The organism is Pontibacter toksunensis (assembly GCF_042686245.1).
Classification (GTDB): domain Bacteria; phylum Bacteroidota; class Bacteroidia; order Cytophagales; family Hymenobacteraceae; genus Pontibacter; species Pontibacter toksunensis.
The window spans coordinates 15,795-36,509 of record NZ_JBHUOX010000035.1 but is presented as its reverse complement, the minus strand read 5'-3'; the positions used below and the strand labels follow the sequence as shown (position 1 = coordinate 36,509).

Sequence of the window (20,715 nt, the reverse complement as noted above, 5' to 3'; positions counted from 1 at the left end):
CTGAGGACCAGGAACAGGAGGATAGTCAGAAAAACAGCCTGCTTCTCGAAAAAAGAGCAGAATCATGACAATGCAATGAAGCTAATTTTCTATTACCGAAACCATCATACATTCTAGACCACAACCATAAATTAAATCCGGATTTCAGGCTGCTAACGCGTACGTTGGAAAAACAGAAGAAACGGCGATTGCATTAGAAACGGTTTGAAGGTTATAAATAACCGTGATTCGGTTCTGAACATTTGCATGCCGTAACCTTTCATCGGGCATACTAACCTGTATACATCTATTTTCCTGAGATTCGTCTAAAGGATGGGGTGCAGCTTGGGTTTTCAGGTATTTCTAGGGATATTTAGGCAACATCATACCATCTCGCCTTATCCAATGCTTCTAACCTTACTCTCGCACCAGTGGAAAGCAAACAGACGCTCACCTGTCTTTCAAAAAAGCATCGTGCTCAACATTATCCTGGGGCTGCTTATCCTCTATTTTGGGGCGATATTTTTATTTGTCGGGTTTAACTTAGATAAGATTCTTGCCAAGTCGTACCCGGGCCAGTTGCCGATAGAGATTTTTAATGGGGCGCTGCTGTTTTACTTCCTGGTCGATCTGTTTTTCCGTTTTGTGATGCAGGAACTGCCGGTGCTGGCTGTGCAACCATACCTGCACCTGCCCATCCCGAAGCAAAAGCTCATTCATTTTGTGCTGCTCAAGTCGGTGCCAAACTTTTTTAACCTGATATTCCTGCTGATTTTTCTACCTTTTATGATTTCAGCGGTAATACCGGAATACGGGATAGGTGCGGCCCTTGCCTGGCTGTTTGATGCTATTGCACTAACATTTGTCAATAACTTTCTACTCATCTATTTCAAACGGCAGCTGAGTAACAAGCCGATGTATACCCTGTTGTTTGGTGTAGCAGTGGCTGGCTTAGTGCTGCTCGATTATACCGGGGTGTTTTCGTTGTACGCCATTTCGAGAGTTGTTTTTGGAGCCCTCCTGCAACAGCCCTGGCTGGTAGCTGTGCCGGTGCTTCTGCTGGCGGGGGTATACATGCTCAACTACAATTTCCTGAAAGCTCACACTTACCCCGAGGAGCTAAGGGTGAGCGAAAGAAGACAGGTAGAGGGGAAAAGCATTGCTTTCCTGAGCCGCTTCGGCGAATTAGGGCAACTGATAGAATTGGAACTGAAGCTTATATGGCGGCACAAGCGCTCCAAGTCGGTGGTTACGATGTCTGCTATCTTCCTGTTTTATGGCTGTATTTTCTATAGCAAAGACACGTATTTGGACGACTTTGCCATACTTATTTTCGTTGGGATTGCTATGACGGGCATGCCAGTGTTTAACTATGGGCAGTTTGTGCCGGGCTGGCAGAGTGCACACTTCGATGCCCTGCTGACCAGACGGATTTCCCCTTACCAGTTTTATGCCGCCAAATTCTGGATATTTGTGCCTACCGTTGCCCTGGTTTACATCCTGACGTTGCCTTACGGTTTCTTTGGCTATAAAATTATACTCATCAACACAGCTGCCATGCTTTTTAATATTGGTGTGAATGTGTTCGTTGTATTTTACTTCTCTGTCTATAACAAAAGCCGGTTAGACCTGAGCAAAAGCTCTGCTTTTAACTGGCAGGGTGTAGGTGCTTCTAAGTTCCTAATGACGTTACCCCTGTTGCTGCTGCCATCGCTTATTTATGCTCCTTTCGGCTTTATGGGAGTGCCTTATATGGGCGTGGCTACCCTCGGGTTGATGGGCCTGTTTGGCCTCACCTTTCATAAGCCCCTGCTGCAGTGGACAGCCAGTCGCTTTGTGAAGCATAAGTATAAACTGGCCGCCGGCTTCCGGCAAGCTTAATACGTTACGATAAAGCGTTCAAAATCTACTTTAATAACATCACTGAAAACAAAGCACCCCAATGATTGAGGTAAGAAACATAGAGAAGAGCTACAACGGTAAAGTTGTCGTGAAAATACCGGAACTGACCATTGCTACCGGTGAGGCAGTAGGGGTGGTAGGGAATAACGGTGCGGGCAAAACCACTTTGTTCCGGATGGTGCTGGACCTGATCCGGTCAAGCAAAGGAGAAGTATACAGTAAAGGCATTAACGTTGCGAAGTCTGAGGATTGGAAGGAGTACACTGGCTCGCACCTGGATGAAGGTTTTCTGATTGACTACCTGACAGCCGAAGAGTATTTTAAGTTTATTGGCGGCCTGCACGGGCTTTCAAACGGAGACATTACGGAGCGTTTGCTGCCTTTTATGGATTTCTTTAATGACGAGGTCCTGAACCAGCGCAAGTACATCCGCGACTTCTCGAAAGGCAACCAGAAGAAGATTGGCGTAGCCGCCGCGGCACTGTCAAACCCGGAACTCCTGATCCTGGATGAGCCTTTTGCTAACCTGGATCCAAGTTCTCAAATCCGGCTGAAGAACCTGCTGCGGAACCTGCGGGAGCAGAAGCGCATGACAATGCTTATCTCTAGCCACGACCTGAGCCACGTGATTGAAGTATGCGAACGCATTGTGGTAATGGAAAAGGGACAGCTGGTGCAGGACATGCAGACAAACGAAAATACGCTAAACGAGCTGGAGACTTATTTTACAGTGTAGGTAACGGGCAACCTGAGGGAAAATTAAAGTCCCTTTCATACTTTGGATTTGCAAAGTATGAAAGGGACTTTCTTATACATTTGATTTTTACCTATATCTCTGAAAGATGTAAAGCTTTAGCTGCGAGGCCTCTGCCACCAATTGCACCGTTGTTCCCTCCCTGTCATCAAACTCCACTTGGAAGCCGTCTTCGTAGCCACGCTGGTTGGTCATGCGCCACAGCCAGTTTATTTTCTTGCGCTGGTTTGAGATTTGGGTTCTGCTGAACTGCTGCTCCAGCGCCGCAAAATTGAGCTTCGGTAGTATAGAAAGTATGACTTCATCACTATCCACATCCACAGCAATCACCAGGTATTCCTTCTCCACCTGAAACACCACCTGTTGTAGCCACCCCATCTCCAGGTCGTGGAGGGCATACGCGTTTAGTACTTCTTTTCCGGTCAGGTCATCTAAATCTACAATACTTTCCATCTGATTTTTGGATGTTGCGCTTTACTGACCTAAAGATAGCAGCAACTGTTTGAGCAACTCTTATTTTTACGTAAATCTAGTTTCTCATCTTATGACTCAGGAAGCTCATTCTATAAGTGCGCCATCGGTGGGGCTGCTGCTGCATGTGCTACGCCAGCAGGGGCAGGACGTGGATGCTATATGCCAGCAGATAGGGCTGAACCAGCGACTGGTGCAGGATGTGAACGCCCGGATATCCGTGGAGCTGGTGCAGGAACTGTGGAATGCCTCCATTGCCGCCACCGGTGACCCGGACCTGGCACTGCACGTGGCTGAGATCATCAACCCTACTGCCATGGGTACTATTGCTTATGTGATGATGAACGCCGCAACTCTGCACGAGTCGCTGCAGAAGCTGTGTAAGTACCAGGACATTGTATGCGGCGCTATTCAGACGAGCTTGGAGGTGCAGGGGCAGCAAGCTATTGTAAAGCTGCAGGTAGTGAGTCCGGCGCTGCGACACCCACGTAACGCCGTAGATTCTGAATTGGTCATTTATAAAAATGCTTTCTCAGCGTTGGTGGGGCAACCGGTACAGTTCAAGCAGGTGCTGTTTGCCTATCCCAAGCCTGCAAGTATAAAAGAGCATGAACGGGTCTTTTCCGGTGCCGAACTGGTATTTGACGCTGCCTTTAGCGGCCTTGTGCTGGATTTAGCTTACCTGAAGCTGCCGGTGGTAACAGCGAACCCGGAGTTGAACCAACTCTTCGAGAAGTATGCAGATGAATACCTGCAGAAACTGCATGAGCCGAAAACAATACAGGAGCGGGTGCAGCGCGAAATCGCACGGCTGCTCAAGGGCGAGGAACCTGGCATCAATACTGTCTCCCGGAACCTAGCGATGAGCGTGCGCAGCCTCCAATCGAAGCTTAAGGAAGAAGGCGTAACTTACCAGGCGCTGCTGGACGAGGTGCGCAAAGAAATTGCCGTGAAGCACCTGCAGGACAATCAAAACACCATCTCCGACATTGCTTACCTATTAGGCTTTGCAGAGCCCAGCGTTTTCTCCCGCTCCTTTAAAAAATGGACCGGCATGCCTCCTGCCGTATACCGCCAAAGTATGGCTGCAGCCTAGCCCGAACGAGAGACAAAGGAAGTAAGACAAATGACAGTTGAGGTATTCTACACTGCTGCGAACTAGTAGCTCGCACCATTAGATAGGCTGAGGGATAGCATCTACAAGCTCGCACCAACGCTGTAAAACCGACTTTCAACTTTTTAACTTTAACTCTCTTACTCCTCTGTGCCATTCCAGCGTTTCCATTATCGCCTGCTTCATGGGCGTGCGTTGCAGGTTTGGGAGGGTTTGGCGGAGCTTATCGTCGTTGAGCAGGATAGTGTTCTGCCAGAGATAGCCCATCTCGCTTATCTCGCGCATTACCGGGGAGAAGAGCCCCATTAGCTTGAACAGCCAGCCCGGAAACAGCTTGTGCTTTGGTTCGGTGCCAGCAGCAGCGGCAATCTGCGCCTGCCACTCCTTGATACTCGGTACCACCTCCCCGGCATAGTTATATTCCGTGTATGGCTCCTGCGGCTGCAGCTTTGCCAGCTCGTAGTAGGCATGAGCGGCGTCAGGAGTGTAGATTAGTTGGTGCGGAATGTTATTGCGGTAGAGCCAGGGCATTGGCTTACCAGTTAGCGCACCTTTAAAAACAGGTGCTATACCTTCATTCATCACATTTGGGCCCCAGAAATCGGGCATGCGGAGGTTGATGACACGGCACTTGCCCTGCGCTGCCGCCTGCTGCAGCATTTGTTCCAGTTTAGCCCGTATGGCTCCTTTTTTGGTAGTGGGTTTAGGTGGCGTCTTCTCTGTAATGACATCAACCAATCCAAACGGGTATATGTTTCCCGGGAAAAAAATCGTAGCTTTGTTTATGGCCGCGGCCTCTATTATATTTTGCGTTACACGCTCCATGTTGTTTTGCCACTTCTCGTAAGGGTAGTTTATCCCGTGGAAGATGTGCGTCGCCTCTGCTCCCAGTTTCTTTAGCAGTTCTCCGCCTTGCGCATCTCCTTCTATCAGCTGTAATGCAGGCCAATCGGCAAATAACTTTTGCGCCTTCTGCTTGTTACGTACCAGTAGGGTTACCTGCTCCTGGTGCCGCAAAAGCTCCTGTGTAAAGGCATATCCTATACTGCCTGTTCCGCCGAGTACTAAAAATCTGAAGGTGTTCGTGGCCATGTTTCTGTGGTTAAAATGTTATAAGGCAAAGGTATGTGCACCGGCAGGCTTTATACTTGACAGATGCCGCAAACCTCTTGACTTATCGCGCAAAACAACAGAAAAAAGGTAGCTCCAAAGGCATTCCCAGGGAAGCGGAGCAGGAGGAACTATTTGTATTGATGAAACCGTAGTATAGTTAGATATTATTAAATAAAAGAAACCATTCAACTTAAAAATGAACGATACGCTAAAAGCAAAAACACCTATCACACAAGAACACCTTTCAAAAGCAATATCTTACATGCAGTACCTCGAGATGATTGACAGATTACTGGTGGAAGGAAAGACCACCGGCGACAATCATTCAGAGGAAATGGTAGAGTACACCCGCATGAACATGCACCGTATGCACCGCATGGAGAAAACTGCTGTGCTGGATGATGAGATAGTGCAACTGCTTTTGAGTGTGGAAAACAAGATGACCTGGGTGGTGCTCACAGAAGCCTGGTGCGGTGATGCTGCACAAAATATTCCGACCATTTCGAAAATTGCGGATGCTTCCCCGCTTATTGAGGTGAAGCTGTTGCTGCGTGATGAGCACCCTGAGCTAATGGATGCTTATCTGACAAATGGCACCCGCTCCATTCCAAAACTAATTGCACTCGACACTGATACGCTGGAGGTACTAGGTACCTGGGGCCCGCGCCCGAAGGCTGCGCAGCAACTGGTGCAGGAAGCAAAGTCAAACAACTTGCCTTTTAAAGAAATGGCTGAAAAGCTGCACGGCTGGTACGCAAAAGACCGCGGCCGCACGTTACAGCAGGAGTTCAAGTGCCTGCTCCAGAGTTGGGCAAAGCTTACGTCTCCGCAGGAGCAGCTGGTAGAGCGCTGCTCTTAAGATCATACCCATTCAAAACAGTAAAGGCGACACCACAGTGTCGCCTTTACTGTTTTAGGTTCTATTGTCATCTCAACGTCAGGAGTGCTCTGGATTGTCAATTAATTTATACCGGATTCGCCATTGTTGGTGTTTTCACCAACAACTTAGTGCTACAGCTACTGCAGGTTAGTTGTTGGTGAAAACACCAACAATGGCATGACACTCTTTGCACAAGCGAGTTTTGAGACTCGCACCCACCTTGGCATAGGATAGATTCCTGCGCCAGTATGGCCATGTGTGATTTACTTTTCTCCTGCTCCTATACCCGCTGTAGGCATCAGTACTAACCGCCACCCATCGGGGTCTTCCACAGTTACAGCACCTTTTTCTTTCCAGTAGGGATTCTCGGGCACTACCTCAGGGTAGCCCATCTGTTCCAGCCGCTGCACAATTTGCCTGATTCGTGCCTCATCCGGTATATAAAGCACCAGCAGGTTATCACGGGTGGGGGCAGGGCAGGGGCTGCCGTTTACATGCTGCGTAAACTCCAGATGATAAGGAAAACCGGGCAGCCCTATCATCACGCCATCATAGCCCTGGTGGTTCTCAAAGGAGTCTAGTTTTTTCAGGCCAATACCTTCACAATAGAATCTCTCTACTTCTCTCAGCTTGTCAGTGGGGCGCGCTAAACGCACCTGTGCCACCGGCAGGTTTTCCGGCCATTCGGGTTTCATCTGGCGCTTACCTGGTTCGTTATCGGCTTTTTCAGTTCTACATCTAGTATCTTGTCGCCAACTTCCAGCTGGTGCACTACCTGCATGCCGTCTACTACCTTTGCGAAAATGGTGTAGCGGCCATCGAGGTGCGGCGTAGGGGAGTGGGTGATAAACCACTGGTTGCTCTCGGTGTCTTTTCCGGCAGAGGCCATGCCGACATAGCCCTCGCCATAGTGCAGCGGCGCAAATTCCGACCGGATAGAGTAATTAGAGCTGCCCCAGCCATCGCCGCGCTTGTCGCCGCCCTGGGCCACAAAGTTCGGCACCACTCTATGGAAGTAGAGGTTGTCGAAGAAGTCTTGTTTAGCCAGTTCTACAAAATTAGCTACAGAGCCGGGGGCGTCTTCCACGAAGAGTTGCAGTGTAATATTCCCTTTCTCAGTGTGCAGTACTACCTGCTGGTCCACGGGTATGCTTTTCACCAGTGCCCAGTCGATAGGGTGCGTGAAAGGGTTTTGCGGTGTAATGCTCTCTTTCCTGTTGTTCAGGTAGTCGAGTGTTTTCTGCAGCTCAATGTTGGTTTCCATGTCGCGGGGAAGTTGCAGTTTTTGCTGTGCCTGCACCAGAAAGCCAAAGTTACGGTAGTGGGGGCGCAGGTTCAGCTTTGGGTCCCGTATGGCGGCCGCGGCCATTCCCACCAGCGCCACGTCGCCGGTTCCTACAGCCTGCCTGAAAATCTCTGCGAACTCGCCTTCAAGGCTCTTAGGAAAATCAGCCTGCTGGCGCATCAGGATGAGGGCATCCATGGCAGTGGTCGCTATAACAGGCTCCTGCGCAGAGAACATTTCATCTGCAATAAATCGGTAATTGTCGTAGTAGCCGGAAAGCCCCTTCAGCAGGTGTGCTTTGTCGTAAGGGTCGCGGGCGTACTGGTACTGTTGCTTGTAGCGGTTGTTGAGGAAGGCTTTGCTTTGCGGCTGGCTGTTGTGCAGAATCACCCAGATGAGATTTCCGCGCACGCGGGCATCCTGTAGTTTCGGCAACACCTGCAACAGGGCCTCCATCTCTACTCCGGCAGGGTTCGCCACCAGAAATTCAGAAGTAGCCACCGCTGTGTTGATATTTTCATCCTGTAGTGCAGCCAGCACGGCAGGTTTTATCTCCCTGAATTCCAAACCTGCCATAGCCCTTACAGCGCTGAGGCGCACGCGGTAGTCCGGGTCACTTTGTATGATGGTAGACAGGAACTGTGTTTTGTCATTTGCCCTTACCTTCGCCAGCGATTGCACCACAGCCATGCGCACCTCGGGTGCAGCATCGGAAGTGGCAGTGGTAAGCAGTTGCTGGCGGTAAGGCGTCAGGTCTATTTTAGGGGTGCGGGCCAGGTAGTGTGCTGCTGCCAACCGGGCTTCGTAAGGATTGTCTGCCCCCAGCAAACGCACGGCCTCTGCTGTTCCCTGCTGCGTTACCTGCTGCCGAAGCCCGGCACGGTACAGGCCCCAGGACTGGCCGGCTTTGGCTGTAGCATTAGGAGGGGAATACCGGTTCAGGAAAACGGCTCCGGCAGGTGTGGCTACTTTCCCGAGCGCTTCCAGCAACTCGGCCTGCACAGCAGGGTTCTGCTCCTGCTGCAGGTGTTGTGTAATTTCGTTTTCTGCCTTGGCATGGCCTATCTGGCCCAGCGCATAGGCAGCGGCTTTTCGTGCAGACACGGCAGTGTCTGCCAGCAACTGCAACAGAGGCGGTATGGCCAGCGTGTCCTGCACTGAGGCAAAAGCCAGGGCAGCCTCTGTGCGGTATTGATTGTTGCTGTGGTTGAGGTAAGGCAGCAGTTCGGCGGTTTTGCGCTCGTCCTGTAATGTATAAATTTGCTGCAGGGTAGTGTCCCCGAACTTAGTAATGGCCACCGGGGCTTCTGTTTTCTTTAGAGGCAGGTATTGGCAAGAGGTAAAGGCTCCAAGGGCAAGCACCCAAGTGTAGCGAAGTTTCATCTGTCTGTTCATATTACGCCCTGAAGATAAAGAAAATTTAGAAGAGGTCCTGAAGTGAGTGCAGTGCGGTACAATTTTGATAATAGGTTATAAATATTTATTTTTAGTCTAAATAACCCGCTGTTGCTTATGCAGGAACTAAGTGTCAGACTTTTTAAAGGGGCTTATACATTAAAGCCCAAAGCAGAAAAACGCCTGATGTTTCTGGCTTTTGCTGCTGTAGCTGTGCAGTTAGGTTTTCTGGTGCATCTTGCTATATCAGAGATGTATACCATAGAACTGGTGCTTGTTTTCCTGGTCAACCTGTTCATACCTGCCTATTACTTCTTCAACATCTGGCTCGACCATAAACCCAAATACCGCCGGCACCTTACCCTGACAGAAGAGGGAGTGTGTTACCGCGCTAAGTTTCGGCAAAGAGAGCACGAGTTTGACTGGGAGGAGATTGATGCCGTGCAGATAGACGAGTACAGAGTAAAGTTTCTGCTGAAAAATGAGGAGGAGCACAGTATAAACCTGGGACGCATCCAGAATGACGAAGTGCTGCAGCAGGTAAAGGAGCAGATAAGGGAGATGGTGCAGCAGAAGGCGATTATGCTGCAGTAGTTTTCTATATTAACTATAGCTTTTCCCGAGCCAATCAAGCTGTAGCTTCCAATTACGCAAATTTACAATTCATATTTTGCCGCATTCAATCCAAGTACGCTGGCGGCATCTACAAAGCCATACATGTTTTTTTACGGCACCTGTGGTGTGGCAGCAGAAGGTTTGCCACCTTTGCAGCCTGAAACATGACGTATGGCAGAACAGCTTACGCGGGTGTATGGAGTGCAGTTCGGATTGCTTTGCCTGAGCTCTTTCCTCTTCTTCGCAAGTTTTAATATGATTATCCCGGAACTGCCCGATTACCTGAGCAGCCTGGGCGGTGCCGAGTACAAAGGCCTTATTATTTCCCTCTTTACCCTGACGGCGGGTCTTTCCAGGCCTTTTAGCGGCAAGCTGGCAGACAAGATTGGGCGCATTCCTGTGATGATTGTCGGTGGTGCTGTTTGCGTTGTGGCCGGATTTATGTATCCGCTCACTGGCACTGTAGCGGCCTTTCTGTTCCTGCGCTTCATGCATGGCTTTTCTACCGGCTTTACACCCACAGGCACAGCGGCTTATGTCGCCGACGTGATACCGGCAGGGCGGCGCGGGGAGGCGATGGGCTTGATTGGCCTCTCGGGTAGTTTAGGGATGGCTGCGGGACCTGCCGTTGGCGGTGCCATTGCCAACCAGTTCTCTGTGGACACCATGTTCTATGCTTCTTCGCTGGCGGCATTCTTATCTGTAGGGGTGCTGGTGCGGATGCACGATACGCTGGACAACCCGCATCGCTTCCGGATGGGACTGCTCAAAATATCACGGAGCGAGATATTTGAGCCGCGCGTACTGGCACCTTCCGTCGTGATGCTGTTTTCAACCTTCGCCTATGGCACCATCCTAACCATTATCCCGGATTTTAGTGAATACCTCGGTATCCGGAACAAAGGCCTTTTCTTCACCAGCTTCACATTGGCTTCTCTGGCCATCCGTTTCCTAGCTGGTCGTGCCTCTGATAAGTATGGGCGGGTAAATGTGCTGCGCGTCAGCACCAGTTTGCTTACTGTTTCCATGGTTTTTATCGGCTTGGTATCGTCGCCTACAGAGTTGCTGCTGGCGGGAGTTGTGTTTGGCGTGGCGCAGGGTATGAACTCACCTACCATTTACGCCTGGACAATTGACCTCAGCCATGAGGCGCACCGGGGGCGGGCCATGGCGACCATGTATATTGCACTGGAGGCTGGTATTGGTGTCGGCGCTTTTTGCTCTGGCTGGCTCTATAACAACGAAGCCAGTAATTTTACGCTGGTCTTTTGGCTTTCGGCCGCTTTTTCGCTGATTTCGTTTTTGTACCTCATCTTCTTTGTAAGGAAGTAGTAGGAGAAGGCGTACTCGTATCACAACATTTTGCCTCAGCATAAAAGATATGTTATAACCCGACGCAAAAGACCTAGCGGGACGACCTGTTGATAGAATAGAAAACAATGTTTTTTGCTCCGGAGGAGCGACATGTAAAGAGGTTTAACAGCTCGCTCCTCTGGAGCTATAAATGCTAATGGGCCATTGGGCTACAAACAGGTCGTCCCGCTGGGACAGGGTGCTAGAGTTGGAAAAGAATGTCCTTGCATAACATCAGGCAAGGATACCCCTATGTAACCTCAATGATGTTCGTCTTACCGTAGGCAGGTATTTATTCTCAAATTTCCCACTTCACTCTTTCTACTGCTGAATAGCTTGTTTATGAAGCTGTAATACAAAGCAGGAGGCAACTCTGAAATCCTGGATTGGGTACGATGAAGTAGAATCCCCTGAACAAGTATCTCCTTTTTTTGTTAATTGCAACACAATATTCTGCGGGATACGTTGATAAAATCATAATGAACAGTCAGTTTATACATACACTATTCAGGCACCACCAACAGGCAAAGCACCAGGTGCCGGCTTCAGCTATCTGTCACCTGGTGGAAGGGGTACTTCATTTACTTTTTCCGGCTCTTGCTGATGAACGTTTTGAAACAGTGCAGGAACTGGAAGAATATGCGGGAAGCCTGCAGCAAAACCTGATGCGGGTGCTCTCCAGTATGGAGCAGCAATTACCCATGCCGGCTGAGGAGGTGGCCCAGCAGGTGATGCAACACCTGCCCCAGATTCACCAACTCCTGCTGCTCGATGCAGATGCCATCGCTGCCGGGGATCCTGCAGCGCAGAGTGTGCAGGAAGTCATCAGAACTTATCCTGGCTTTAAGGCAGTGGCTATTCACCGTATGGCCCACGAGCTATACCGGCTGCAGGTACCGTTGCTTCCGCGGGTGCTGTCAGAATACGCGCACGCACAAACTGGTATCGATATACATCCAGGCGCTCAGATTGGCACCCACTTTTGCATCGATCACGGCACCGGCATTGTCATCGGGGAAACCTGTATTATCGGCGACTACGTGAAGTTGTACCAGGGCGTGACGTTGGGAGCGCTAAGTGTGGACAAGGCCATGGCTAACATCAAACGCCACCCTACTATTGAGCACCATGTGGTAATATATGCCGGGGCTACTATACTGGGCGGAAACACGGCGGTGGGCGCTTATAGCACGATTGGCGGTAACGTGTGGCTGACAGAGAGCGTACCTGCTTACTCGCGGGTATACCACAGGCCGCAGATAAACGTGCGCCGATCCGCCGACCCGGCAGACGTAGTAAACTTTTCAATTTAAACAAAGTAAAGGCAAACAGGCGACACAATATATTCTTAATAATGTAATATATGCGCTCAGTTGTTTAAATTGAATAGCAGTAGTTAGCTACCTGACTAATTTTTCTCACAACATAAAACGCAAATCAAGATAAAACATGAAAGCGAAATCAATACTTGAAGTAATTGGAAACACGCCGCATGTGCGCATCAATAAGCTTTACAACAAAAATGTAGAGGTTTGGATGAAGCAGGAGCGAAGTAACCCGGGGGGCAGCATTAAAGACCGCATCGCCCTGGCCATGATTGAAGATGCAGAGCGCAAAGGCTTATTAAAGGAAGACAGTGTTATTGTAGAACCCACTTCCGGCAATACAGGTGTAGGCCTGGCCATGGTGGCTGCTGTAAAAGGTTACCAGATTGTACTTGTAATGCCGGAATCAATGTCTATTGAGCGCCGCCGCCTGATGGCAGCCTATGGCGCCAAACTGGAGCTGACACCGCGTGAAAAGGGTATGAAAGGTGCCATTGAGCGTGCCCGAGAGATGGTGCAGGAGAACGACAACGCCTGGATGCCGATGCAGTTCGACAACGAGGCCAACACACAAATCCACATCGACACTACGGCGCAGGAAATACTGGAGGACTTTCCGGATGGGCTGGATTACATCATCACCGGCGTTGGTACCGGAGGGCACATTACGGCTGTGGCAAAAGTACTGAAAGGCCGCTTCCCTGACCTGAAAGTATTTGCTGTGGAGCCATCTGCCTCGCCAGTGCTCAGCGGTGGCCAGCCCGGGCCGCACCCGATACAAGGAGTAGGCGCTGGCTTTATTCCAAGTATCATGGATACATCGCTATTGGATGGCGTGATTCAGGTAGATGCTGACGAAGCATTTGATTACGCCCGCCGTGCTGCCCGCGAAGAAGGTTTGTTTATTGGTATTTCTTCGGGTGCATCTTTGGCCGCAGTTGCAAAAAAAATAGAAGAAGACATTCCGGAAGGCTCCAAAGTGCTGACTTTCTGTTACGATACCGGAGAGCGCTATTTGTCTGTAGAGGGCCTGTTTGTATAACGCAGCCTTTCTTGAATTCTATAGGTGCCTCTTGTTCCAGAACAGGAGGCGCTTTCTTTTGTAGCACTACCTGAAGCATGAAATTGCATGCGCAATATTTTAGAAGGCTTAGGGGAGTAACATGAATAAGTAAAAGTAACGTCTCTTTATACTTCCTCCATAAAGAAATCTACATAACTTCAGAAAAGTAACAAGCTTTTACTAGAATGGCAGGAATGAAAACAGTCTCTTCCCTAAAAAAATTGAGTAAGAAGATGAAGTATAATTGCGTAAAAGTAACAGCTGAACTGAACAGGTGCTTTAGGCATCCTTTCCGGGTTCTTCGGGGCTAAAACCTAAGTCCTCCAGCGTTAAACGTGCATTATCTTTTACGTTCAGTTCTACCCGTTCATAAACCTCTTTTCTGACCTCTTCAAAGTCTCTGCCTTCGAGGAGGGCAATGATTCTTGCCTGGTTAGAGAGAATAGAGCCTATTCTGGCATCCATGGCCGACTGCTTTACATAGTAATCGGCAATAAACCTATCTAAGCTTATTTTGGGGTTCTTAGAATTTGTAGGGTTCTTATCCATCTTCGTATAACTATTGTTATTTAAAGATAAGCTAAATTATAACCCTTAGCCTGGCCAGGCGCAATTAATTTCCTCTGCTGAGGACAACGATATGATATTAGTGCAATTCAATTGTAGCTATACAGGCTGGTGTTCCTGTTTAGTACCGCTTAATGATAACTAGTATCTGATATAAGGCACAGCAGTATCAGTAAAGTGGCTATCTGCCAGTCCAACAAAGTAGTCGCCGATAAATATGCCTGCGCCGTTGTTGATAGCATTTTTTCCTGCATTAAAAGCAAGCACGCTGCCATCTATGGTAGAGAAGCCACACTGTTCTTCGTTATACGAAGCTCCTGCCTTAGATGGAAGTGAGAACACCGGAATGTTGCTTCCAAAACTTTCTGTAGCGCGAGCGTGGGTAGTTTTTGCTGAAGTGTTCATAAGACAATGTTTTTAGGTTCTAATACATTACAACATTACGAACAATATATATGGGCAAACAGTAATATTGTTGCTGTAAAGTAACATCAATAATTAGTGAAAAGCAGCAGAGATGAAGAGGACTTGAAGATGCAGGAAGGGCAGTGAAGTAGTAAAATTCTAAATTTCGTTATATATGTATATATTATTTTTAATATATATTGAGTGTAGATTTTATTAATGTATTTTGCAAAAAGTAACATAATAGAACAGCTTCTTTCCCTGATTAGCAGAAAAATTTTGTGGTTTAATCGTTCTATTTGCTGCCGAAACAAATGTATTTCGGCTGATTCTCCTCTTTAAGTGGTTTAACGCTCGATTAAAATTTGTTGAGAAAGTAAGATTGTCAAATCGCCGTGGACGTAAAAAAACTGCCTTTTATATATCAAGGACGGTGTATCAGCGAATGCTGTCGCTGCTTTCAGGCTTAGGACCGGTATTTTATGGCTCCTGATAGGCTCATGTAATAGACTATATAAGTTATCTTATTACCTGCGCTGGTGCAGGTCTGCAAACATTTATGGGGCAACAGGTGTAATTATACCATGCCCATACAATTTACAATATATAGAATAAGCCCTTCCCTTGGCTTATTCCCGTTCTTGCTTATTTTGCTCTCCTCCGGATGCGGCAGAAAGAACTTCTACGCAGAGACGCAGGTCATTAACCCCGCTGTTTATAAGCAGCTGCAAGAAATACCCGACAGTATCGATAGCGTGACGGTGCAGGCTGGTAGCCACTACCAGCGCGGCTTTCTATATAATGCGCTTTGGGGAGTTCGCCACCGGGACGCCTGGGCAGCACCGGTCACTGTACCGGTGCTACGCCTGGGTACAGTAAAGGGAGGCCTTGAAATAGAGAAGATAGGAGGTGGTATGCAAACCATCAACGCCACCATGGTGGGCGGAGATGGAATGACGTATTCCCTTCGCACTGTTGACAAAAGACCAGAGATTAAGTTACCTTTTCTGCTACGCAAAACCTTTCTCTCGGACATAGTCCTTGACCAAACCTCGGCACTCCACCCATATGCGGATCTGGTGGTAGCCCCGCTGGCCAGGGCGGCAAAAGTTCCGCACGCAAACCCGGTGCTGGTATATGTGGGACCGAATGAAACCCAACTAGGGAAGCATAAAGAGCTACTCAGCGACAGGCTGTACATGCTGGAGGAGAAGTATAACGACAAACGTGCTTTGGTTGGTGAACTGGCGGAAGCCTATAATATAGTAGGCACAAATAAAATGCTCAAACATCGCAAAAATAGCAGTAGGCATTCTATCGATCAATTGGCCTACGCCAAAGCCAGGCTTCTGGACCTGCTCATAGGTGACCGCGACAGGCATGAGGGGCAGTGGGAGTGGGCTGTTTATGAGCAGGACGGTGAGCATACCTACCGTCCTATTCCGAAAGACAGGGACAATGCCTTCTATGTGTATGATGGTGGCATCTTGTCCTGGCTCCTGAGCCGCAAGTGGACCTTCCGCAAGTACGTATCCTTTAGCGGAAAATACAGGGATGTGAAAGCACTTGCGATAAAAGCAGCGTATCTGGACGCGCGTGCGCTATCGGCGGTGACGGTACATCAGTTCGATTCCCTGGCTCATGACTTGCAGCGTTCTATAACAGATGGAGTGATTGAACAGGCTGTGCGGGAGCTTCCGGGGAGCGTATACCGTATGCAAGGGAAAAGCTTAGCGCGCAAGCTCAAAAGCAGGAGAGACAAACTCGACGAGGCGGCACGCAAGCTTTATGACGTTCTGGCAGAGGATGTATTAGTAACAGGCACAGCTGACGAGGAAGAGGTTGAAGTGGTACGGCTAGATGAGAACGAGACGGAGGTGACGGTACGGAGGAAATCAGACAGCAAAATAACCTATCACCGGATCTTTCATCGCTCAGAGACAGATGAGATAGAGATACACGGCATGGCTGACAATGATAGCTTGGTAGAGCGGGGGCAGGTACGGAAAGGCATTAAATTTTCAATCGAAAAGGATTCGGTACAGTATAAAAACAAAAGTAATTCCCAGATAAAGGCCCGACGAAAGAAGTTGGCAGTTGAAGGCATGGAGGAGTAAAGTAAACAAGGCCAGTGCAGTGGGGGTTAACCTTTTATTACCTTCACCATACAAGCCTTCTGAAATACAGCCTGTGAAGGATCAAGCGAAAAATTTATATCATAATTTTAACTTATCAAACCTTACCTTGATGACTCAGTCAAACATAAGCAACACAACGCCTCTTGATAAAGTGTATCAGCAACTTGCAGATGCTGGAAGTATACAGCGCTCCCAACTTCTGGAGATTGTTCGTAACGATAAGGTAGCCGCAAGGGCTTTGTACGAGGACCTGAAGCAAGCAAGTATGGTAACACCCATTGGAGATACACAGGAAGTAGGAGAGGTGCCTCCCGAACTCGCTTTGACTGATTTTGGGATGGCATTTCTGATCTCTAAAGGTTACTCAGTAAGGCCATAAATCAGGGTGCTATTTTACTGAGTATCCACAATCCTTAATTACCAAGCTGCCAATGTAGCGGCATACTTGCTTATCAGATGAAAGGATATGGAAGAGGCAGTATAAAACAAAAAAGGCAAAGCTGAATGCTTTGCCTTTGTGGAGAATATCGGAGTCGAACCGATGACCTCTTGCATGCCATGCAAAAAAGGTTGGTTTTCGTCCTATTTACTCTTTCTTATTTTTGTCTATAAACCTATTCAGCTGTTTAATTAGGGGATTTTAGCGTTCACTTTCTTTATCTACATTTGCTTTTTTTTCTATTTTTGTATGCAAATTGTATGTACCTTGTATATGTGCATACAGATTAGGAGAGATACAATATGTTTGATTACTCAGATAGCGGCATTACGCTAACTACCATCCTTGATACGCGGAGAGACACCAAAGAAGGCCTATACCCTATCAAAGTTAGAGTTACCCATAAAAGGATCCAGAAGTACTATTCCACAGGTAAAACTATTTCGATTCAAGACTGGGAAAGATTGCCTACTACGAAAAATAAACTTCTGCTTGAAATTAGAGGGGAAATTCAGTCAACAACCGACAAGGTGAAAGAGCAGGTAAAAAGCCTGAACAAGCACGATAATTTCTCCTTTGAGAATCTTAATAACCGCTTGGGCAAAGGGCTGAACAGCACCCTAAATACTGCCTTTATCGCAAAAATTGAGGAGCTGCAGGAAAGTGGCAAAGTTAGCACCGCCGATTGGTACCGGTATACGCTGCGAAGCATTCTTCTGTTTGAGCATAATAGTATAGATGATAAACTTTTGAAAGGGGAGAAGTTTAGCGATACGGCCTTGGTCTGGGCAAACAGGGTAAGTTTTTTACAAATCAACTCTGCTTGGCTGAAGCGCTATGAAAAACACCTGCTTGATTTGCATAAGAGTTATACTACCATCTCAATGTACATGCGGGCGCTGCAGGTGATCATGAATGACGCAAAGAGTGCTGGCTTCCTCAAGCCCTCACAGCACCCTTTTGGGAAAGGCAAGTACGAGATTCCACAGCATGAGGGACGCAATATTGCGCTTACAATCGGTGATATTGGAAAGATTGTCAAATATGAATGTGAGACGGATACCATCGCAATGTGCCGGGACCTGTGGTTCTTCTCCTACCTGTGCAATGGAGCGAACATCACCGATATCTGCAAGCTAAGGTACTCCAATGTCCGGAATGGAGAGATCTGCTTCTATAGGCAAAAGACAGTGGCTAAGGCCAAAAAGAAAAAACTTATTCACGCGTTTATCACGCCCGAAATGCAGGCCACCATTACTAGGTGGGGAAATGAGTGTAGAACCCCGGATCATTTCATCTTCCCTTTCCTGAAGGGTAATGAAACGCCTGCAGACGAGCGGCGAATCATCAAGAACATCACCAAGCTGATGAATGACAAGATGAAGGCTGTTGGGGGGAAGTTGGGTATAGGTAATATTAGCACATACACCGCCCGTCACAGCTACGCCAGTGTCCTCAAGCGATCTGGTGCCAACATCGCCTTCATTTCGGAGAGCCTGGGTCACAGTGACTTGAAAGTAACAGAAAACTACCTGGCTTCCTTCGAGCAGGAAGAACGGGTAAAGAATGCCGCTTTATTAACGAACTTTAGAATTGACAGCCATGAATGAGGATTTTGATAAATTTCTCCAAATCGTTAAGCAGAATCCTAAAGAGGCAAATACTGCCTTCCTGGTAAAATGTGTAAGGAAATTCTGGTCTCTTGATGAGGAGGAGTACACTGATGAGGAAATAGGTATAGTTTGCTCCAATTGGATAGAGAGTGTCGTTTGCATGGTAAGGGACACCATTTCTCCTTCCATTATATCTAAGAAACTGGGCAATAAGATAGAAGAACAACTTATCTCATCATTGTTAGATAAGGCAAAATGGTACGCATGGTACAATATAGCTACCTTAGGAGGGATTCATGGTGATTTTTTTAAAAGGTTAGGTGAATATGTAAAGAAGTTTGAGGCGAAGGTAACCTCTATATGGTTTCAAAAAATCGAGTACTCTATAAGACAGTCAGACGCGAAGGAGGCTTTGCGGTATATAAACGAGATGATGTTCCAGGTAAAGTCCGTTGAAAGAAGACATGATTTACTAAGGGCGAGGATTCCGGAAGATTTACCTCATCTGAAAGGGTTTTTCTCTGATTGTTTCGAATACCTATCAACAAGAATTGAATTGGAAACAATTCCTACGGATAATTCTTGTAAGACGGGCAATGTTAATATCCTTATTGATGGCACAAGAGGCACTACCGGCACAAGTGGCACAAAAATAGTCGAACATAAAGCCCTCTTTGACATCTGGGAACCGGGTGCTGACGGTAAAAAGGATTATTATTATAAAGTTGTTGAGAGGCTAAAAAGTGACCACCACTTGATTGGTGCCCTAGTTAGTGAGCAAGGCGGTAAACTGTATTGGAATAGACAAGTAAGAGGTAGTATCCAATATTTGGCTGGTCTTATTTATATGTTAACGAAGCATGCATGGATTGCTGGATGGCATAATGCTCCATTTTACAAAAGGGTCTTGGAGAGAACATTTAACATCACATTTAGCGCTGAACCTTTAAAGGCACTTCATAAATTTCCTCCTGCGAATGAGTATTTAGAGCCTTTTTTATTTTTGGAAATAAATCTAAAATAGCTGAAGTAGCTAAACTAGTGCTTCTCCAATTTAGTTTATAGAACTAAAATTACCCCCCATTCCTTTTTCTTAAAAGGAAGAGGTGAAATGGGAAAGCGATTAGACAAAGTAGCGCTGAGTGCAGCGGAAACAGCAGCTTTGGACAAGCTTGTCAGCAAGGGCAAGCATGCTGCAAGAAAGGTAAAGCGGGCTCAGATACTGCTCCATCTTGACAAGGGCAGGCAACCCAGGGCCATAGCTGGGGCGGTAGGCGTGAGTCTTGCCACGGTTTACAACGTGCACGGCCGCTACCTTTCCTGCAAGCTCGGTGCCTTGGAGGAGAAGCCACGTCCGGGCCAGCCCCGCAAGGTGACACCGGAGGTGGAGGCGGCCGTGACGCGCATCGCCTGTAGCCAGGCACCTGAGGGGCACGCCCGCTGGACAGTGGCGCTGCTAAACGAGCGAATAGTGCAGTTGGGCTACCAGGTGCATGATGAGTCGGTGCGGCAGGTCTTAAAAAAAGCAAGCTCAAGCCCTGGCTCAAAAAGCAGTGGTGCATCGGCAAAGTAGACGGCCGCTACCTGGCCTGTATGGAGGAGGTGCTGGAACTGTACGCGCAGAAGCCGGAGGAGGGCAAAGCCAGAGTGTGCTTTGACGAGCGCCCCTGCCAACTGCTCAAAGACGTGGTGGAGCCACTGCCCGTGAAGAGAGGCAGGCCTGCCAGAGAGGACAGTGAGTACGAGCGCCGCGGTACGGCTGTTATCCTGCTGGCCTATGACATAGACACAGGGCAGCGGTACCTGCAGGTGAGGGAGCGGCGCACGAAGCAGGACTACGCGCAGTTTATGGAGTGGCTGGCAAGGGAGCACTACCCGCATGCAGAGCAGATAGAACTGGTGCAGGACAACCTCAACACCCATAGCTACGGCTCCTTCTATGAGAACCTGCCTGCCGCCCAGGCCAGGGAGTTGACATGCAAATTCGGCTTTCATTTGACGCCAAAGCACGGCAGCTGGCTCAACATGGCCGAGATAGAGTTCTCGGTGCTGGCCAGGGAGTGCCTGAGCAGGAGGATTGGCAGCATGGAAGCACTGGAAAGGGAGGCCCTAAACTGGTGCGCCAAGCGCAACAGCAAGGCCAGTAAAATCCATTGGAGTTTTACTGTCAACACCGCAAGAGAAAAGCTGGGAAAACAGTACCAGAATGTAAACAAAGATAACCCGATATTTAAATATTAAATTGGAAAAGTGCTAGCTAAACTAGCTATTTGAATTCTAGCTAGTTTAGCTAGCGAATATGCA

Annotated in this window: 20 protein-coding genes and 1 pseudogene; 15 read left to right on the top strand and 6 right to left on the bottom strand. The window is 48.1% G+C overall.

All coding sequences use genetic code 11. From position 1 onward, the window contains the following. The 3 genes and pseudogenes from ACFS7Z_RS27470 to ACFS7Z_RS25050 all read left to right on the top strand — a co-directional run. Window positions 1-117 (top strand): annotated as a pseudogene (locus ACFS7Z_RS27470) (IS1 family transposase); the annotation flags it as partial. A gap of 267 nt (window positions 118-384) precedes the next feature. Then, a complete protein-coding gene (locus ACFS7Z_RS25055; protein ID WP_377491401.1) occupies window positions 385-1,860 on the top strand; it encodes a DUF5687 family protein in 1,476 nt (491 codons plus the stop codon). A gap of 61 nt (window positions 1,861-1,921) precedes the next feature. Continuing rightward, window positions 1,922-2,617, top strand: a complete 696-nt coding sequence (locus ACFS7Z_RS25050) for an ABC transporter ATP-binding protein (protein WP_377491399.1) — start codon at window positions 1,922-1,924, stop codon at window positions 2,615-2,617. Window positions 2,618-2,704: 87 nt separating this feature from the next. Here the strand turns inward: ACFS7Z_RS25050 and ACFS7Z_RS25045 are convergent, their stop codons facing one another. Further along, entirely contained in the window at window positions 2,705-3,088 is a 384-nt protein-coding gene (locus tag ACFS7Z_RS25045; RefSeq protein ID WP_377491397.1) for a DUF6334 family protein, read from the bottom strand. Between the two features lie 91 nt (window positions 3,089-3,179). On the opposite strand from ACFS7Z_RS25045, the gene ACFS7Z_RS25040 reads away from it, so the two are divergent. Then, window positions 3,180-4,202 (top strand): AraC family transcriptional regulator, encoded by a 1,023-nt coding sequence (locus ACFS7Z_RS25040; protein WP_377491395.1) that lies wholly within the window; start codon window positions 3,180-3,182, stop codon window positions 4,200-4,202. Between the two features lie 135 nt (window positions 4,203-4,337). On the opposite strand, the gene ACFS7Z_RS25035 is transcribed toward ACFS7Z_RS25040, so the two are convergent. Beyond that, window positions 4,338-5,312, bottom strand: coding sequence for an NAD-dependent epimerase/dehydratase family protein (locus ACFS7Z_RS25035; RefSeq protein ID WP_377491393.1), 975 nt, complete (start codon window positions 5,310-5,312; stop codon window positions 4,338-4,340). 217 nt (window positions 5,313-5,529) lie between these two features. Here ACFS7Z_RS25035 and ACFS7Z_RS25030 point away from each other — a divergent pair, with 217 nt between their 5' ends. Beyond that, entirely contained in the window at window positions 5,530-6,192 is a 663-nt protein-coding gene (locus ACFS7Z_RS25030) for a thioredoxin family protein (protein ID WP_377491391.1), read from the top strand. Window positions 6,193-6,476: 284 nt separating this feature from the next. On the opposite strand, the gene ACFS7Z_RS25025 is transcribed toward ACFS7Z_RS25030, so the two are convergent. Next, complete coding sequence (locus ACFS7Z_RS25025) at window positions 6,477-6,908, bottom strand: VOC family protein (protein ID WP_377491389.1); 432 nt, start codon at window positions 6,906-6,908, stop codon at window positions 6,477-6,479. Next, on the bottom strand, window positions 6,905-8,893 hold the full coding sequence (locus ACFS7Z_RS25020; RefSeq protein WP_377491387.1) for a peptidylprolyl isomerase: 1,989 nt from the start codon (window positions 8,891-8,893) through the stop codon (window positions 6,905-6,907). The genes ACFS7Z_RS25025 and ACFS7Z_RS25020 overlap by 4 nt, the downstream gene beginning before the upstream one ends. A 117-nt stretch (window positions 8,894-9,010) precedes the next feature. On the opposite strand from ACFS7Z_RS25020, the gene ACFS7Z_RS25015 reads away from it, so the two are divergent. The 4 genes from ACFS7Z_RS25015 to cysK all read left to right on the top strand — a co-directional run bounded on the left by ACFS7Z_RS25015 (window position 9,011) and on the right by cysK (window position 13,228). Beyond that, the gene (locus ACFS7Z_RS25015; RefSeq protein ID WP_377491385.1) at window positions 9,011-9,487 is read left to right on the top strand and encodes a hypothetical protein; all 477 of its coding nucleotides are present in this window, start codon (window positions 9,011-9,013) and stop codon (window positions 9,485-9,487) included. 192 nt (window positions 9,488-9,679) lie between these two features. Next, on the top strand, window positions 9,680-10,840 hold the full coding sequence (locus ACFS7Z_RS25010) for an MFS transporter (RefSeq protein ID WP_377491383.1): 1,161 nt from the start codon (window positions 9,680-9,682) through the stop codon (window positions 10,838-10,840). Window positions 10,841-11,340: 500 nt separating this feature from the next. Next, on the top strand, window positions 11,341-12,174 hold the full coding sequence (epsC, locus tag ACFS7Z_RS25005; protein WP_377491381.1) for a serine O-acetyltransferase EpsC: 834 nt from the start codon (window positions 11,341-11,343) through the stop codon (window positions 12,172-12,174). A 136-nt stretch (window positions 12,175-12,310) separates the two neighbouring features. After that, window positions 12,311-13,228: a cysteine synthase A gene (cysK, locus tag ACFS7Z_RS25000; RefSeq protein WP_377491379.1), complete on the top strand. Its 918-nt coding sequence runs from the start codon at window positions 12,311-12,313 to the stop codon at window positions 13,226-13,228. Window positions 13,229-13,528: 300 nt separating this feature from the next. On the opposite strand, the gene ACFS7Z_RS24995 is transcribed toward cysK, so the two are convergent. Then, window positions 13,529-13,798: a hypothetical protein gene (locus ACFS7Z_RS24995; RefSeq protein ID WP_377491376.1), complete on the bottom strand. Its 270-nt coding sequence runs from the start codon at window positions 13,796-13,798 to the stop codon at window positions 13,529-13,531. A gap of 159 nt (window positions 13,799-13,957) precedes the next feature. Continuing rightward, a complete protein-coding gene (locus ACFS7Z_RS24990) occupies window positions 13,958-14,221 on the bottom strand; it encodes a hypothetical protein (protein WP_377491373.1) in 264 nt (87 codons plus the stop codon). 584 nt (window positions 14,222-14,805) lie between these two features. Here ACFS7Z_RS24990 and ACFS7Z_RS24985 point away from each other — a divergent pair. From ACFS7Z_RS24985 to ACFS7Z_RS24960, 6 genes are all read left to right on the top strand, one after another. Then, window positions 14,806-16,338, top strand: a complete 1,533-nt coding sequence (locus ACFS7Z_RS24985; RefSeq protein ID WP_377491370.1) for a hypothetical protein — start codon at window positions 14,806-14,808, stop codon at window positions 16,336-16,338. Between the two features lie 130 nt (window positions 16,339-16,468). Next, a complete protein-coding gene (locus tag ACFS7Z_RS24980) occupies window positions 16,469-16,738 on the top strand; it encodes a hypothetical protein (RefSeq protein ID WP_377491367.1) in 270 nt (89 codons plus the stop codon). Window positions 16,739-17,100: 362 nt separating this feature from the next. Continuing rightward, window positions 17,101-18,408, top strand: coding sequence for a tyrosine-type recombinase/integrase (locus tag ACFS7Z_RS24975; protein ID WP_377491364.1), 1,308 nt, complete (start codon window positions 17,101-17,103; stop codon window positions 18,406-18,408). Beyond that, the gene (locus tag ACFS7Z_RS24970; protein WP_377491361.1) at window positions 18,401-19,435 is read left to right on the top strand and encodes a hypothetical protein; all 1,035 of its coding nucleotides are present in this window, start codon (window positions 18,401-18,403) and stop codon (window positions 19,433-19,435) included. The genes ACFS7Z_RS24975 and ACFS7Z_RS24970 overlap by 8 nt, the downstream gene beginning before the upstream one ends. Window positions 19,436-19,522: 87 nt before the next feature. Beyond that, entirely contained in the window at window positions 19,523-19,984 is a 462-nt protein-coding gene (locus ACFS7Z_RS24965; RefSeq protein WP_377491358.1) for a helix-turn-helix domain-containing protein, read from the top strand. Next, entirely contained in the window at window positions 19,972-20,652 is a 681-nt protein-coding gene (locus ACFS7Z_RS24960) for an IS630 family transposase (protein WP_377491404.1), read from the top strand. Before ACFS7Z_RS24965 ends, ACFS7Z_RS24960 begins: the two co-directional genes overlap by 13 nt. Window positions 20,653-20,715: the final 63 nt, after the last annotated feature.

Coding starts and splice junctions, on each gene's coding strand:
- ACFS7Z_RS25055 (WP_377491401.1), top strand. CDS start 385: ATGCTTCTAACCTTACTCTCGCACCAGTGGAAAGCAAACAGACGCTCA.
- ACFS7Z_RS25050 (WP_377491399.1), top strand. CDS start 1,922: ATGATTGAGGTAAGAAACATAGAGAAGAGCTACAACGGTAAAGTTGTC.
- ACFS7Z_RS25045 (WP_377491397.1), bottom strand. CDS start 3,088: ATGGAAAGTATTGTAGATTTAGATGACCTGACCGGAAAAGAAGTACTA.
- ACFS7Z_RS25040 (WP_377491395.1), top strand. CDS start 3,180: ATGACTCAGGAAGCTCATTCTATAAGTGCGCCATCGGTGGGGCTGCTG.
- ACFS7Z_RS25035 (WP_377491393.1), bottom strand. CDS start 5,312: ATGGCCACGAACACCTTCAGATTTTTAGTACTCGGCGGAACAGGCAGT.
- ACFS7Z_RS25030 (WP_377491391.1), top strand. CDS start 5,530: ATGAACGATACGCTAAAAGCAAAAACACCTATCACACAAGAACACCTT.
- ACFS7Z_RS25025 (WP_377491389.1), bottom strand. CDS start 6,908: ATGAAACCCGAATGGCCGGAAAACCTGCCGGTGGCACAGGTGCGTTTA.
- ACFS7Z_RS25020 (WP_377491387.1), bottom strand. CDS start 8,893: ATGAACAGACAGATGAAACTTCGCTACACTTGGGTGCTTGCCCTTGGA.
- ACFS7Z_RS25015 (WP_377491385.1), top strand. CDS start 9,011: ATGCAGGAACTAAGTGTCAGACTTTTTAAAGGGGCTTATACATTAAAG.
- ACFS7Z_RS25010 (WP_377491383.1), top strand. CDS start 9,680: ATGGCAGAACAGCTTACGCGGGTGTATGGAGTGCAGTTCGGATTGCTT.
- epsC (WP_377491381.1), top strand. CDS start 11,341: ATGAACAGTCAGTTTATACATACACTATTCAGGCACCACCAACAGGCA.
- cysK (WP_377491379.1), top strand. CDS start 12,311: ATGAAAGCGAAATCAATACTTGAAGTAATTGGAAACACGCCGCATGTG.
- ACFS7Z_RS24995 (WP_377491376.1), bottom strand. CDS start 13,798: ATGGATAAGAACCCTACAAATTCTAAGAACCCCAAAATAAGCTTAGAT.
- ACFS7Z_RS24990 (WP_377491373.1), bottom strand. CDS start 14,221: ATGAACACTTCAGCAAAAACTACCCACGCTCGCGCTACAGAAAGTTTT.
- ACFS7Z_RS24985 (WP_377491370.1), top strand. CDS start 14,806: ATGCCCATACAATTTACAATATATAGAATAAGCCCTTCCCTTGGCTTA.
- ACFS7Z_RS24980 (WP_377491367.1), top strand. CDS start 16,469: ATGACTCAGTCAAACATAAGCAACACAACGCCTCTTGATAAAGTGTAT.
- ACFS7Z_RS24975 (WP_377491364.1), top strand. CDS start 17,101: ATGTTTGATTACTCAGATAGCGGCATTACGCTAACTACCATCCTTGAT.
- ACFS7Z_RS24970 (WP_377491361.1), top strand. CDS start 18,401: ATGAATGAGGATTTTGATAAATTTCTCCAAATCGTTAAGCAGAATCCT.
- ACFS7Z_RS24965 (WP_377491358.1), top strand. CDS start 19,523: ATGGGAAAGCGATTAGACAAAGTAGCGCTGAGTGCAGCGGAAACAGCA.